13 protein-coding genes, 2 tRNA genes and 2 pseudogenes are annotated in these 13,460 nt (G+C 64.6%); 3 read left to right on the forward strand and 14 right to left on the reverse strand.

The window, feature by feature from the left end:
- Positions 1 to 157 precede the first annotated feature (157 nt).
- From A5790_RS00785 to A5790_RS00805, 5 genes and pseudogenes are all read right to left on the reverse strand, one after another.
- Positions 158 to 385: pseudogene (locus A5790_RS00785) on the reverse strand (transglycosylase family protein); the annotation flags it as partial.
- Between the two features lie 1,137 nt (positions 386 to 1,522).
- Positions 1,523 to 2,113: a molybdenum cofactor guanylyltransferase gene (mobA, locus tag A5790_RS00790; protein ID WP_066840644.1), complete on the reverse strand. Its 591-nt coding sequence runs from the start codon at positions 2,111 to 2,113 to the stop codon at positions 1,523 to 1,525.
- Positions 2,114 to 2,123: 10 nt separating this feature from the next.
- The gene (locus A5790_RS00795; RefSeq protein WP_066840646.1) at positions 2,124 to 3,194 is read right to left on the reverse strand and encodes a 2-oxoacid:ferredoxin oxidoreductase subunit beta; all 1,071 of its coding nucleotides are present in this window, start codon (positions 3,192 to 3,194) and stop codon (positions 2,124 to 2,126) included.
- Positions 3,191 to 5,146: a 2-oxoacid:acceptor oxidoreductase subunit alpha gene (locus A5790_RS00800; protein WP_064397394.1), complete on the reverse strand. Its 1,956-nt coding sequence runs from the start codon at positions 5,144 to 5,146 to the stop codon at positions 3,191 to 3,193. Before A5790_RS00800 ends, A5790_RS00795 begins: the two co-directional genes overlap by 4 nt.
- Positions 5,147 to 5,465: 319 nt before the next feature.
- Entirely contained in the window at positions 5,466 to 5,609 is a 144-nt protein-coding gene (locus A5790_RS00805) for a hypothetical protein (RefSeq protein ID WP_156431692.1), read from the reverse strand.
- Between the two features lie 105 nt (positions 5,610 to 5,714).
- On the opposite strand from A5790_RS00805, the gene fdhD reads away from it, so the two are divergent.
- The gene (gene fdhD, locus A5790_RS00810) at positions 5,715 to 6,551 is read left to right on the forward strand and encodes a formate dehydrogenase accessory sulfurtransferase FdhD (RefSeq protein WP_066840650.1); all 837 of its coding nucleotides are present in this window, start codon (positions 5,715 to 5,717) and stop codon (positions 6,549 to 6,551) included.
- A 151-nt stretch (positions 6,552 to 6,702) separates the two neighbouring features.
- Here fdhD and clpX read toward each other — a convergent pair whose 3' ends face one another.
- From clpX to A5790_RS00835, 6 genes are all read right to left on the reverse strand, one after another.
- On the reverse strand, positions 6,703 to 7,983 hold the full coding sequence (gene clpX / locus A5790_RS00815; protein WP_064396868.1) for an ATP-dependent Clp protease ATP-binding subunit ClpX: 1,281 nt from the start codon (positions 7,981 to 7,983) through the stop codon (positions 6,703 to 6,705).
- A gap of 292 nt (positions 7,984 to 8,275) precedes the next feature.
- A complete protein-coding gene (locus tag A5790_RS25905; RefSeq protein WP_197696685.1) occupies positions 8,276 to 8,587 on the reverse strand; it encodes a hypothetical protein in 312 nt (103 codons plus the stop codon).
- Between the two features lie 93 nt (positions 8,588 to 8,680).
- On the reverse strand, positions 8,681 to 9,340 hold the full coding sequence (locus A5790_RS00820; RefSeq protein WP_066840652.1) for an ATP-dependent Clp protease proteolytic subunit: 660 nt from the start codon (positions 9,338 to 9,340) through the stop codon (positions 8,681 to 8,683).
- Positions 9,337 to 9,939, reverse strand: coding sequence for an ATP-dependent Clp protease proteolytic subunit (locus tag A5790_RS00825; protein WP_064396872.1), 603 nt, complete (start codon positions 9,937 to 9,939; stop codon positions 9,337 to 9,339). Before A5790_RS00825 ends, A5790_RS00820 begins: the two co-directional genes overlap by 4 nt.
- A gap of 107 nt (positions 9,940 to 10,046) precedes the next feature.
- Positions 10,047 to 11,450, reverse strand: a complete 1,404-nt coding sequence (tig, locus tag A5790_RS00830; protein ID WP_066840804.1) for a trigger factor — start codon at positions 11,448 to 11,450, stop codon at positions 10,047 to 10,049.
- Between the two features lie 39 nt (positions 11,451 to 11,489).
- A tRNA-Pro gene (locus A5790_RS00835) sits at positions 11,490 to 11,563 on the reverse strand.
- A gap of 155 nt (positions 11,564 to 11,718) precedes the next feature.
- Here A5790_RS00835 and A5790_RS00840 point away from each other — a divergent pair.
- Together A5790_RS00840 and A5790_RS00845 are read left to right on the forward strand one after the other, a co-directional pair.
- Positions 11,719 to 11,789 (forward strand) — tRNA-Gly (locus A5790_RS00840).
- Positions 11,790 to 11,946: 157 nt separating this feature from the next.
- The gene (locus A5790_RS00845; protein ID WP_066840654.1) at positions 11,947 to 12,441 is read left to right on the forward strand and encodes an SRPBCC family protein; all 495 of its coding nucleotides are present in this window, start codon (positions 11,947 to 11,949) and stop codon (positions 12,439 to 12,441) included.
- A 56-nt stretch (positions 12,442 to 12,497) separates the two neighbouring features.
- On the opposite strand, the gene A5790_RS26080 is transcribed toward A5790_RS00845, so the two are convergent.
- From A5790_RS26080 to A5790_RS00855, 3 genes and pseudogenes are all read right to left on the reverse strand, one after another.
- Entirely contained in the window at positions 12,498 to 12,629 is a 132-nt protein-coding gene (locus A5790_RS26080) for an integrase (protein ID WP_231987564.1), read from the reverse strand.
- A gap of 6 nt (positions 12,630 to 12,635) precedes the next feature.
- A pseudogene (locus A5790_RS26460) lies at positions 12,636 to 12,800 on the reverse strand (site-specific integrase); the annotation flags it as partial.
- Between the two features lie 157 nt (positions 12,801 to 12,957).
- A complete protein-coding gene (locus tag A5790_RS00855; protein ID WP_156656267.1) occupies positions 12,958 to 13,197 on the reverse strand; it encodes a hypothetical protein in 240 nt (79 codons plus the stop codon).
- Between the last annotated feature and the right edge of the window lie 263 nt (positions 13,198 to 13,460).

Raw genomic sequence — 13,460 nt, forward strand, 5'->3', positions numbered from 1 at the left:
CCCCGCGTGGTTTTTGGTTTGTTTGTTGTTAAAACCTACTGTTTTATGGCGTGTTCAAAAGTTTTATTCGTTACTTAATTGCCTATCCCTCTTTTTTTAATACACCCCCGGGCCCGCTATCCCGGCCCCCGCCTCTTCGTTAAGACGAAACGCGTGCTTAGCCGCGACCGCCGCAGGTCGGCCATGCGCCGATGCCCTGCGACTGCAGCACGTTCTCGGCGACGCGGATCTGCTCCTCGCGGCTGGCGTTGTGCGGGGAGCCGCTGCCACCGTTCGATTGCCACGTGCCCATGGTGAACTGCAGGCCGCCGTAGTAGCCGTTACCGGTGTTGATGGACCAGTTACCGCCCGACTCGCACGCCGCGACGGCATCCCAGTTCACACCGCTGTCCGCATTGGCAGTGCCGGTGGCCAGAGCCATGGGCGCTAACGCGAGCGCTCCGGCAAAGGTCGCCAGGCCAAGTGTCTTGCGGATGTTCTTCAACTTCTATCCTTTCGCCACGCGCGCGCCAACACACACCCGCGCCAAAGCGCGCGGGGTGGGCATGCCTGTCAGCCAGGCCAGGGAGTTGGGCCGCACCGTCTCGGTCGGGTGCGACAGCGGGAGGCCGGAATGCCTCGCCGGGCCTCAGCGCCGGCGGCCGCCGGAGACCGTTCGCCTCCTACAGCCCCACTCACACACAGGTTCGTGGTTTCAAATTGTTTGCTCCGGGTAGAGCCATTGGGGACCGTACAAAAAGAGTTCGGCCGCCGTCATATCGAGCGAAGGTGTGTCGCGGCATGATCACGAAACGATTACGGCGCAGATTTCTCAGCATATTCCCAGGTTGCAGCGTGCTTTGACGAACACGGCAAAACTGGTGTCAGGACAAGTTCTCGTGAGCCATCTCACGGCTATTTTGTGAGCTGAACCACGCGTCTGTGGGGTCGCGTCCTGGTTGGTGCGGCGAAAACCGCAGTGTCGTCGACAAAATGACCGCAACGGGCATGATCGTCGCCCCATGACTGCGGCAACTTCGCTGGCCCTGCGACCCGGTTTAAGAGTTGGAACACGTTGCGCGTCAGCAACTCACGAGGTCGTTCGCTCACCGCCCCATTTCTCGCCCCTGCGAAGGCTTCACCGGGCTCGTTACGGCATCCGTTATCCCAGCGCGTCTTTCGTCGTCAATGCGACACCGTTTCGACACACTTTCGGGCCCGTGGACCCGCCGTATGCGACGGCCATGCCATGCGTCGCTCGTTTCGCCGCGACCGGCCCATCCGCAGCGGCATACCTTTGGGCGGGCTCGGGCACCGAATCAGTCCCCAGGGGGCTCGAATTCGCCCACCGCTGCAGGTGATGCCGCCGAAAGGCGCTGAGAGCCAGCCGTATTCGTGTATCTGTTATGCCGATAGTGCACTTTCACGCGCCGACCGATATCAGCACGTTGATGTGCTTATCACCGTAAAACGCGTACTAATTCACTGGCGGGAATTCAATTCACTCAATCGCGAATAGCGGGTATTTCAACCAGTTAATTTGCTAGGCAATTTGCACGTTGCGGATCGCCTTGAGATCGGCGGCGGTGTTGAGGTTGGTCAGCGCACGCTGTTCAGGCATCACGATCCGCTGCGTGTCGACCCGGTCGACCAGCGCGCGCATGCTGCGCTCCCCCGCGTCGATCAGTTCGTCGACGCGCCCAGCCAGCGCGGTGCGGTAGACGCCCGCCAGGTAGTGGTCACGCCCGTCCCAGGGCAGCACCACGTCCGCCCCGACGCGCACCGCCGGAGCGACCAATGCGTCGATCAACTCGACGGTCAACAGCGGCATGTCCACCGCGGAGACGAAAGCGAGTTCCGATCCGGCGTCGGCGGCCGCTCGCAGCCCCCGGCCGGTCGCCAGCAGTGGGCCGACGCCAAGCACCTCGTCGCGCAGAACCTCGGCGTCGAGCGCCGGCATCGCCTGCCCGGGAGCGGCGATGACGAAGATCGGCGCGCAACGCGGTTTGAGGATGTCCACCATCCGCTCGACAAGCGTGGCGCCTTCGTACGGCAACGTGGCCTTGTCGCGGCCCATGCGGCGGGAAGCCCCGCCCGCCAAGATGATTCCGGCCAGCGGAACGGTGGTCGTCATGACCGTGACGTTAGTCGACAGTCCAGGTGTCTTTGCCCCGAAGCAGTGACTGAAGCGCCGCCGTGTCGTGTGCCCTCTCGGTGCGGGCCGCGGTGATCTGCTGACGGGCCGCATCGTCGTAGGTCGGCTTGCTCACCTGGCGGAAGATGCCCATCACCATGTGCTCGAGGCTCTGATCCGACAGCCGCGACAACGCGAACGCGTACGCGGGGTCCTCGAGGTTGGCGTCGTGCACGACGATCTCGTCGGCCGACACGTCGGCGGTCTTGGCGATCTCGAGCCCGTAGCCGGACTTGACCACGCAGTACTCGCCGTCGGCCCCGAACGTGACCGGCTCGCCGTGAGTGAGGTTGATCAGCCGCTCCTCGGCGCCTTCCTTGCGCAGGGCGTCGAACGAGCCGTCGTTGAAGATCGGGCAATCCTGCAGGATCTCGACCAGGGCCGCACCGCGGTGAGCAGCGGCGGCCCGCAGCACCTCGGACAACCCCTTGCGGTCGGAGTCCAGTGCACGCCCGACGAACGTCGCGTCGGCACCGAGCGCCAACGACACCGGGTTGAACGGGTAGTCCAGCGACCCCATCGGCGTCGACTTGGTGACCTTGCCGACCTCCGACGTCGGGGAGTATTGCCCCTTGGTCAACCCGTAGATCCGGTTGTTGAACAACAGGATCGTGATGTTGACGTTGCGGCGCAGCGCGTGAATCAGGTGGTTGCCGCCGATCGACAGCGCGTCACCGTCACCGGTGACAACCCACACCGACAGATCCTCGCGGGCCAGGGCCAGGCCGGTCGCGATCGTCGGGGCGCGGCCGTGGATCGAGTGGAACCCGTAGGTCTCCAGGTAGTACGGGAAGCGACTCGAGCAGCCGATACCGCTGACGAACGCGATGTTCTCGCGGCGCAACCCCAGTTCGGGCAGGAAGTTGCGGATGGTGTTGAGGATGACGTAGTCACCGCAACCGGGGCACCAGCGGACCTCCTGGTCGCTGGTGAAGTCCTTGGACTTCTGCGGCTGATCGGTCGTCGGCACCCGACTGGTGCCTGCGGTCAACCCGAGATCTGCTCCGATCAAGTCGGTCATACGTTCGCTCCCACACCGCTCACGCCGACTTCGACGGTGGCCGCCGCCAGTCGTGCGAACTTCACTTTGTCACTTTCCTTCTCGCCCAACGTTCCGTCCAGCGCCGCATCAATGATGCCCTCGACCTCGTCGGCCAGGAAGGCCATGCCTTCCACCTTGGTGACCGACTGGACGTCGACCAGGTACTTGCCCCGCAGCAACAGTGCAAGTTGGCCGAGGTTCATCTCCGGGCACACGACCGTCGGATACCGCCGCAGCACCTCTCCGAGGTTGGCCGGGAACGGGTTGAGGTTGCGCAGGTGCGCCTGGGCGACCTTGATGCCCTTGCGGCGCGCCCGCCGGCACGCCTCACCGATCGGTCCGAAGCTGGAACCCCAACCGAGCATCAGCAGTTCGGCGTCACCTGTCGGGTCGTCGACCTCGAGATCGGACACGGCGATGCCGTCGACCTTGGCCTGCCGCAGCCGGACCATCAGGTCGTGGTTCTTGGGCTCATAAGAGATGTTGCCGGAGCCGTTGGCCGCTTCGAGGCCACCGATCCGGTGCTCGAGACCGGGCGTACCGGGGATCGCGAACTGGCGCGCCAGGGTCTCCGGATCGCGGGCGTACGGCTGGAACGGTTCTCCGGACTTGGCGAACGTGTGCTCGATGGCCGGGTAGCTGCTGACGTCCGGAATCCGCCACGGCTCAGAGCCGTTGGCGATCGCACCGTCGGAGAGGATCACCACAGGCGTGTGGTAGTTGACCGCGATGCGGGCGGCCTCCACGGCCACGTCGAAGCAGTCCGACGGTGAGCGGGGCGCCACCACCGCGACCGGCGACTCGCCGTTGCGGCCGTACATCACCTGCAGGAGGTCGGCCTGCTCGGTCTTGGTCGGAAGACCGGTGGACGGCCCGCCGCGCTGCACGTCGATGATGATCAGCGGCAGTTCTGTCATCACCGCCAGACCGATCGCCTCGGACTTCAGCGAGATGCCCGGGCCCGAGGTGCTGGTGACACCCAGGGCGCCGCCGTAGGACGCGCCGATGGCCGCGCCGATGCCGGCGATCTCGTCCTCGGCCTGGAAGGTCATCACGTTGAAGTTCTTGTGCTTGGACAGCTCGTGCAGGATGTCCGACGCCGGGGTGATCGGGTAGGTGCCGAGCACGACCTGCAGATCGGCGAGTTGACCGGCGGTGACGATTCCGTAGGCCAGCGCGGTGTTACCGGAAATCTGGCGGTACTCACCGGTTTTGAGCTTGGCGGGTGCGACCTCGTAGGTGCTGGCGAAGGCCTCAGTGGTCTCGCCGTAATTCCAGCCGGCCTTGAGCGCGAGCACGTTGGCCTCGGCGACGTCGGGCTTGCGGGCGAACTTCTCGCGGATGAACGCCTCGCTGTGCTTGAGTTCGCGGCCGTACATCCACGACAGCAGACCGAGCGCGAACATGTTCTTCGCCCGCTGGCCGTCCTTCTTGGAGGCGCCGATCGGCTCGACCGCACCCAGCGTCAGGGTCGTCATCGGCACGGCCTGCACGACGTAGTCGGACAGTTCCTCGGTCTCCAACGGGTTGGCTTCATAGCCGACCTTGGCGAGGTTGCGCTTGGTGAACTCGTCGGAGTTGGCGATGATCAGACCGCCGCGGGGCAGGTCGGAGACGTTGGCCTTCAGCGCCGCCGGGTTCATCGCGACGAGCACATCGGGGCGGTCGCCCGCGGTCAGGATGTCGTAGTCGGCGATCTGGATCTGGAACGACGACACACCGGGCAGCGTGCCCTGCGGCGCGCGGATCTCGGCGGGGTAATTCGGTTGGGTGGCAAGGTCGTTGCCGAACAGGGCGGCTTCGGAGGTGAACCGGTCACCGGTGAGCTGCATACCGTCGCCGGAGTCGCCGGCGAATCGAATGACGACCTTCTCGAGCTTCTGTCGAGGACCCGCACTCCCCGGACTGACCGCGTTGTCCTTCGCTGCCACGAGGCCTGCCTTCCACACTGCGTGGGGACGTCCTCCGAGTCACAGTCGAGTCGACGCGCCGTCGGTGGACGTCCACCAAAATTTTTGATGTCACTGCCAGTACCGATTATTGCACTTTTCTTAGGCGGCCCTTCACCGGACTCGCCCGCGGCGTGCCGCACACGAAGGGTCGAACACACAGCTCAGTCGATGTGTGGATGCCTGCCGTGAGACATAACTGTGTTGTTCGTCACGTCTACGAGACAAAAATTCTAAGGAAATGGTTACCGTCCAGTAGCCGGTAGCTAGCACCCCATCGTCGGTGCTGGTCGTCCCGTTGTCAGTGCCGGGTGGACGCCGACTCCCCGCGCCGTTCGTGCCAACGCAGGCGCAGTAACAGCAGGTGGCGGTGCGCGCGGAAGCCAGCCGACAGCGGATCACGCCAGACCGGCATGCGGCGGTTCGGTTCGAGTTCGTTGTGCACGAATCCATTGTGCCGTCCGAATGGCGAGGACGCCGCCTCGCGCGCTGGCCCCGGCATGAACAGCACGGAAACGTTATCGACGTCGAATCGCCCTAGTGTGGAGTCATGGGTCGGGTCACAGCCAGGCGGCGGGTAAAGCATGTGACCATGGACTCCGCGGTGGCGCGGCCGGAGACCCTCGTCGTCGAGGAGCCGATGGAGATCCGCGTCAACGGCGCACCCATCACGGTGACGATGCGCACTCCGGGCTCCGATGTCGAACTCGCGCAGGGTTTTCTGCTCACCGAGGGGGTCATCGCCGGACGTGACGACGTGCTCACGGCGCGCTACTGCAGAGGCACGGGCGTCGACGACGCGGGCTTTTCGCAGAACACCTACAACGTCCTCGATGTGACGCTGGCCCCGCATGTCGCGCCGCCCGATGTCGACGTCACGCGCAACTTCTACACCACATCGTCGTGCGGGGTCTGCGGTAAGGCCTCACTGGAGGCGGTACAGCTGAGCAGCCGCCACGGCCCGGGGGACGATCCGACGACCATCACCGTGCAGACGCTCTCGCAGCTGCCTGCGCGGCTGCGCAAAGCCCAAAAGGTGTTCGCCAGCACGGGCGGCCTGCACGGCGCCGCGCTTTTCGACTCCGGGGGCACGACGCTCGCCGTGCGCGAAGATGTCGGCCGGCACAATGCGGTCGACAAGGTCATCGGGTGGGCGGTCGAGCAGGACCGCATTCCGCTGACGGGGACCGTGTTGCTGGTCAGCGGACGCGCCTCGTTCGAGCTGACGCAGAAGGCCGTGATGGCGGGCATTCCGGTGCTTGCGGCGGTGTCGGCGCCGTCGTCGCTGGCGGTCGATTTGGCCAGCCAGTCGGGGCTGACCCTGGTCGCCTTCCTGCGGGGCCGGTCGATGAACGTCTACACCCGCCCCGACCGCGTCGTGCACTGACGCGGCTCGTTCCTCGCCGCTTGATCGTCGTCAGGCGGGACTGATTGCCCGACTCCTCAACGCGGCTCGTTCCTCGCCGCTTGATCGTCGTCAGGCGGGACCTGATTGCCCGACTCCTCAACGCGGCTCGTTCCTCGCCGCTTGATCGTCGTCAGGCGGACTTGTCGCGACGCTCCGGACGCGACGGCTTGCGCGGCACGATCGTCGGCAGCACGTTGTCCTGCACGGTCTCCTTGGTGACGACCACCTTGGCGACGTCGTCGCGGCTGGGGATGTCGTACATCACCGGAAGCAGGACCTCTTCCATGATGGCGCGCAGTCCGCGAGCACCGGTGCCGCGGTGGATGGCCTGATCGGCGATCGCCTCGAGCGCCTCGTCGGTGAACTCGAGTTCGACGCCGTCCATCTCAAACAGGCGCGTGTACTGCTTCACCAACGCGTTCTTGGGTTTGGACAGGATCTGCACAAGGGAGTCCTTGTCCAGATTCGTCACCGACGCCACCACCGGCAGGCGGCCGATGAACTCCGGGATCAACCCGAACTTGATCAGATCCTCGGGCATGACCTCGGCGAAGTGGTCGGCGGTGTCGACGTCGGCCTTCGAATGCACCTCGGCGCCGAAGCCCAGGCCGCGCTTGCCGACGCGGTCGGACACGATCTTCTCCAGACCCGCGAACGCTCCCGCCACGATGAACAACACGTTGGTGGTGTCGATCTGGATGAACTCCTGGTGCGGATGCTTGCGGCCGCCCTGTGGAGGCACCGACGCCTGCGTTCCCTCCAGGATCTTCAGCAGAGCCTGCTGGACACCCTCACCGGAGACGTCACGGGTGATCGACGGGTTCTCGCTCTTGCGGGCGATCTTGTCGACCTCGTCGATGTAGATGATGCCGGTCTCGGCGCGCTTGACGTCGTAGTCGGCGGCCTGGATCAGCTTGAGCAGAATGTTCTCGACGTCCTCGCCCACGTATCCGGCTTCGGTCAGCGCGGTGGCGTCGGCGATCGCGAACGGCACGTTGAGCATCTTGGCCAACGTCTGCGCCAGGTAGGTCTTACCGCAGCCGGTCGGACCGAGCATCAAGATGTTGGACTTGGCCAGTTCGACGGGCTCGGAGCGCGAATCGCGGCTCTTCTCCCCCGCTTGGATGCGCTTGTAGTGGTTGTAGACGGCGACCGCGAGCGTGCGCTTGGCGGTGTCTTGTCCGATGACGTAACCCTCGAGGAACTCGCGGATCTCCGCGGGTTTGGGCAACTCGTCGAGCTTTACGTCGTCCGCATCGGCGAGTTCCTCTTCGATGATCTCGTTGCACAGATCGATGCACTCGTCACAGATATAGACGCCCGGACCCGCAATGAGCTTCTTAACCTGCTTTTGACTCTTGCCGCAGAACGAGCACTTCAGCAGGTCACCGCCGTCTCCAATGCGCGCCATGGTGGTGGGGTCCTACTTTCCTCGCAGCCGATGAAGCTTCTTTTCGGTGGTTGCCTCGGGTGGTGAACCCGACGCTACCCGTTTGTTCCCGCGCGAGGCGACAGATAAAGCCGAATCGCGCCAGTGGTATTCATCTGTGTTCGCGCCAACATATCGTCTGATTACCCTCGGACCCCAGCGAACGCGCCGCCGTGTCGTTGGCGTGTCGTGGCCGTGACCGGACCGAGAGGGCGTCGGCACCCAAAGTACCCGTTATCGGCGCCGTGCACGCCGGCGCCGATTCGGTGTGACGCTATCGGCGCCCAGGGCCTGCGGGACCCGGCCCAGCCGGTCCCGGCCCGACCGGACCCGGACCAGCGGGGCCCACCACTCCTCCGACACCGACGGGACCTGCGGGCCCGACGACGGGGTTCGGGGGGTTGACATAAACGGTCGCGTCGACGGGCACGCATTGGAGCGAGTAGACGTCCCAATACGTCCCTGCGGGACAGGGCGGTTCCTGAGCCTGGCTCACCGCCGGTGAGGCGATCTGAGCCAGGCCGCAAACCGCGGCCGTCACCGCCAACGCGGTCATCGCGAAACCCGCTCGCATCGCAACTGTCATCGCCGTCCTCCCCTGGCCGTCCGCCCGTGCAGACGCACAGCGTGCCACGCCAAAGGCAGACGCGAACCGCATTTCGCGCGGTTGCGGGACAGATCAGGCGGTCTGGGCCGACAGCTTGCGGTACTCCAGGACGGTGTCGATGACGCCGTAATCCTTAGCCTCTTCGGCGGTCAGGATCTTGTCGCGGTCGGTGTCCTTGCGGATCTGCTCGGGGGTCTTGCCCGTGTGGTTGGCCAGCGTGACTTCCATCAGCGTGCGCATCCGTTCGATCTCCTTGGCCTGGATCTCGAGATCGGAGAACTGGCCCTGAATGACGCCGGCCAGCGCGGGCTGGTGAATCAGCACGCGAGCGTTGGGCAGCGCCATGCGCTTGCCGGGGGTGCCCGCGGCCAGCAACACCGCGGCGGCCGAAGCGGCCTGGCCCAGGCACACCGTCTGGATGTCGGCCCGCACGTACTGCATGGTGTCGTAGATCGCCATCAGCGAGGTGAACGAGCCGCCCGGGGAATTGATGTACATGGTGATGTCGCGGTCGGGGTCGAGCGACTCCAGCACCAGCAACTGGGCCATGATGTCGTTCGCCGACGCGTCGTCGACCTGCACACCGAGGAAGATGATGCGTTCCTCGAACAGCTTGTTGTACGGGTTGGACTCCTTGACGCCGAAGCTCGAGTGCTCGATGAACGACGGCAGGATGTAACGAGCCTGGGGCTGCAGGCGGGCGTCAGCCTGAGGATGCAAGTGATCGGTCATTTGTCTAGTCCTGCTCCTGGTCCTGAGCCGTTGACGCTCGCGCTGGTGATGATGTGGTCGACGAAGCCGTACTCGAGGGCCTCCTGCGCGGTGAACCAGCGGTCGCGGTCGGAGTCCGCTTCGATCCGCTCGATGGGCTGCCCGGTGAACTCGGCGTTCAACCGGAACATCTCCTTCTTGATCACCGCGAACTGCTCGGCCTGGATCGCGATGTCGGCCGCACCGCCGGTGATCCCGCCGAGCGGCTGGTGCATCAGAATCCGGGCGTGCGGCAGGGCGTAACGCTTACCCTTCGTGCCCGCCGCGAGCAGGAACTCGCCCATCGAGGCCGCCATACCCATGGCGTAGGTGGCGACGTCGCACGGCGCCAGCACCATGGTGTCGTAGACCGCCATCCCGGCGCTGATGGAGCCGCCGGGCGAGTTGATGTAGAGGTGGATGTCCTTGGTGGGATCCTCGGCCGACAGCAGCAGAATCTGCGCGCAGAGCTTGTTGGCGATGTCGTCATCGACCTGCGAGCCCAGGAAGATGATCCGCTCCGCCAGCAAGCGCTCATAGACCGAGTCGACAAGGTTGAGGCCTTGCGAGGCGCCACGCATGTGGGTCACGTCTGGATACCTGCTTTCTTCAAGAGCTTGATACTCACCGACACTAACCAACCCGCGCGGGCGTGCAGTCCCTAGACGGGCCGCGTTCGCTCTCAGCGTCACTTCGCGTCGGCCGACTCCTCGTCCGCTTGTGACTCGGCGGCGTCGGAGGCCTCCTCGGCAGCTTCGTCGGTCTGCTCTTCGGACCGGCCGAAGAACTCGGTGGTGTCGATCACGTTGCCGTCGGAGTCTTTGACGGTGGCGGCCTCGACGACAGCGGCCAACGCCAGCCCACGACGCACGTCGGCGAACAGCGCGGGCAGCTGGTTGTTCTGCTGCAGCGACTGGATCAGCTGCTGCGGCTGCAGGCCGTACTGCTGAGACATCAGCATCAGGCGCTCGCTGATGTCGTTCTGGCCGACCTGGACGTCGAGCTTGTCGGCGATCGCATCGACCAGCAGCTGCGTCTTGACCGCCTTCTCCGCGTTGGTGCGATTGTCGGTGTCGAACTGCTCGCGGCTGCTGCCCTGGGCTTCGAGCGCCTCGGCCAGACGCGCCTCGTCGTGGTCGAGCCCGTGGATGGCGTTGTGCAGCGCGTCGTCGACCTGGGCCTGCACCACGTTCTCCGGCAGCGGCACCTCGACCTGCTCGAGCAGCGTCTCGAGCACCTTGTCGCGGATCTTCTCGGCCTGCTGCACCCGCTTGACCCGGCGCACCTGCTCGACGAGCGACTCCTTGAGCTCATCCATGGTGTCGAATTCGCTTGCCAGCTGGGCGAATTCGTCGTCAGGCTCGGGCAGCTCGCGCTCTTTAACCGACTTGACGGTGACGGTCACCTGCGCGTCCTTGCCGGCGTGCTCACCGGCGGCCAGTTTGGTGGTGAAGACGCGAGTCTCCCCCTCCTTGAGCCCGACGATCGCCCCATCGAGACCGTCGATCAGCTGGCCCGAGCCGACCTCGTGCGACAACCCCTCGGTGGCGGCCTCGGCCAGCTCCTGGCCGTCCACGGTGGCCGACAGGTCGATGGAGACGAAGTCGCCGTTCTCGGCGGCGCGCTCCACGCCCGTGAGCGTTCCGAAGCGTGCGCGCAGCGTCTGCAGTTCGGCGTCGACCTCTTCGTCGGTCACCTCGATGGCGTCGACGGTCAGCGTCAATTCCGACAGGTCGGGAAGCTCGATCTCGGGGCGGACGTCGACCTCGGCCGTGAACGTGAGGTCCTGGCCGTACTCCTTATTGGTGATCTCTATCTCGGGCTGGCCCAGCGGCTGCACCTCCGAGCTGGTGACCGCCTCGCTGTAGCGGCTGGGAAGGGCCTCGCTGACGACCTGGTCGAGCATTGCTTCGCGGCCGACGCGCGCCTCGAGCAGCTTGCGCGGCGCCTTGCCGGGACGGAAGCCGGGGAGCCGGACCTGCTTGGCCAACTGCGCGAACGCGCGGTCGAAGTCGGGTTCGAGCTCAGTGAAGGGCACCTCCACGTTGATGCGCACCCGGGTGGGGCTCAACTTCTCGACGGTGCTCTTCACGATCTTGCTCCTCATATTCTGGTTCGGTCGGTGTCGCAGTCGGGGTGACAGGATTTGAACCTGCGGCCTTCCGCTCCCAAAGCGGATGCGCTACCAAGCTGCGCTACACCCCGTGCTCTGCACGTCGCGCCGGCGCTTGAGCGCTGCGCCTGCGCGGGCCGTCCGCAAAACACGGAACGACCACGCGAGATACTACGGGCTGCACACGCGAAGCCCTCAATTGGATTTGATTTGGCTGCCGCCGGTACGATCTGGTCTTGCTGTACATGCGGGCGTAGCTCAATGGTAGAGCCCTAGTCTTCCAAACTAGCTACGCGGGTTCGATTCCCGTCGCCCGCTCTGATGACGTCCTGCTACGGGCGTTGTTGCTTTTGAGGGCCGCTTTTCGGCTGAGGCTTCATGCCGCACTCATGCCGCAAAGTGCGCCGCGAAATCGAAGCGGACGTTCTTGCGGTTCGGATACATTGGGGCGGTCTTGACCGCAGGAGATGGGCCTATGCATCCCTTGAGTACAGACGAAACCCTCCTTGAGTCCGCGAACGCCCGCGTTGTCGCGGAGCGAGAGATGGCAGTGAGTGCGGAGCAATTGTTTGCCACTCTTGTGGATGAGCGCTCGTGGACCGAGGTGTCCGGTGCGATCCGAAAGGTCACGTGGACTAGCTCGAAGCCATTCGCAGTAGGCACGACGCGAACCGTGGTTTTCATGGGCGGTATCACGATTGAAGAACAGTTTTGGGTGTGGGAACCGAATAGCTGCATGGGGTTTGCCGTCACCGCTTCGAGCACCCGCTGGCTTCGCGGGTTAGTCGAGCTTTACGAAATCACGCCGATTACATCCGAGCGTTGCAAGATGCGCTGGCTGCTCGCGGTGTCGTTGTCGGGCTGGCTGGGGCGAATCGAGGTGGGGATCGCGCGCATGTTCCAGCGCAACCAACGACAGATGCTCGCCAAGCTCGAACGAGTCGCCGCGAACTTCTCATCACCCGCCTAAGAACCCCGACTCAAGGCGCTTGTTGCGTTGAATACCCGGCTAGCCGCGCAACGGAATCACGTTGCCGCCGGCGGCGGGGCGGGCTTTGGTCCCATCGCGCCGAGTGCGGCCATGTCGTCGGCGGCGTCATTTTCGGGGAAGAGGTGCACGTAGATGCCGAGCGTCGTCCCGATCTTGGCGTGGCCCATACGTCGGCTCAATTTCTCGGCGGGTATCCCGGCTGCGACCCACAAGCTCGCGTAGGTGTGGCGCAGTGCGTGAAAGTGCAGTGCCGGTGACAGGTCGGCACCGTCCGCGTTGGCTCGCAGGACGGAACACCGCCTTATAGAAGGTGCCGTGGCGCAGCGCCGAAGACCAATCCAGGTCTAGCCGTGCTTCGGTTTCGGTCACGGGGAGGTCAGCAAGAGCATGTGCTTGGCGTTCGGCCTTTGTCACACCCGCCCCATCTGTCCAACGTCTTTCGCGTCTGTCTTGTCGGTGAGCGCGCCACGTGCGTTGCTGAGTCGAAGTTCCCAATCAACCGAGCGGCGCAGTGATGCTGCCGCCAAGGTCATCCTGTAGCTCCTGGCAGGCGGCCCGGCTCCCGCAGTTGACGGTCCAATTCTTCCCGGCGAGCATGCCGTACTCCATGTTGTTGCCCCCGAGAACTTCGACTATGAAGTCGATCTGCTCATCGATCTTCGATTGGTCCGCGTAGATGGCAAGAACCATCTCCGTGCCGTCGATGTAGCAATTTCCGGCGTCGACCGAATTCATCCCCCCGCCGGTCGGCCTCATATTGCACGTGTGTCCGTACTTGGTCAGGTCGTCGGCGAGCGCTTGCGCAGATGGATACTCCTACAGTCCCGAGAGCTTTGTCGGCTGCGAAGGGCTGGAGCTTGCTGTAACGGTCACCGTGGCGGGCGAAGACGCGTTTGATCCGCAGGACGCAAGTGCGGCTGCCGCCAGCACGAGTAACGCATGGCCGATACGCATGCTCATTCCCTCCCCGTTTGAACATCTGCGAAACCAACCGGTGT

Origin of the sequence: Mycobacterium sp. 852002-51152_SCH6134967, assembly GCF_001667105.1 — a bacterium.
In the GTDB taxonomy this organism is placed as follows: Bacteria; Actinomycetota; Actinomycetes; order Mycobacteriales; family Mycobacteriaceae; genus Mycobacterium; species Mycobacterium neumannii_A.

Bases quoted from the DNA above. Each gene is read 5' to 3' on its own strand.
- A5790_RS00845 (WP_066840654.1), top strand. From the start codon at position 11,947: ATGCATCCCTTGAGTACAGACGAAACCCTCCTTGAGTCCGCGAACGCC.
- fdhD (WP_066840650.1), top strand. From the start codon at position 5,715: ATGGGTCGGGTCACAGCCAGGCGGCGGGTAAAGCATGTGACCATGGAC.
- A5790_RS00825 (WP_064396872.1), bottom strand. From the start codon at position 9,939: ATGCGTGGCGCCTCGCAAGGCCTCAACCTTGTCGACTCGGTCTATGAG.
- A5790_RS25905 (WP_197696685.1), bottom strand. From the start codon at position 8,587: ATGACAGTTGCGATGCGAGCGGGTTTCGCGATGACCGCGTTGGCGGTG.
- clpX (WP_064396868.1), bottom strand. From the start codon at position 7,983: ATGGCGCGCATTGGAGACGGCGGTGACCTGCTGAAGTGCTCGTTCTGC.
- A5790_RS26080 (WP_231987564.1), bottom strand. From the start codon at position 12,629: ATGGGCCACGCCAAGATCGGGACGACGCTCGGCATCTACGTGCACCTC.
- A5790_RS00820 (WP_066840652.1), bottom strand. From the start codon at position 9,340: ATGACCGATCACTTGCATCCTCAGGCTGACGCCCGCCTGCAGCCCCAG.
- A5790_RS00795 (WP_066840646.1), bottom strand. From the start codon at position 3,194: ATGACCGACTTGATCGGAGCAGATCTCGGGTTGACCGCAGGCACCAGT.
- mobA (WP_066840644.1), bottom strand. From the start codon at position 2,113: ATGACGACCACCGTTCCGCTGGCCGGAATCATCTTGGCGGGCGGGGCT.
- A5790_RS00855 (WP_156656267.1), bottom strand. From the start codon at position 13,197: ATGAATTCGGTCGACGCCGGAAATTGCTACATCGACGGCACGGAGATG.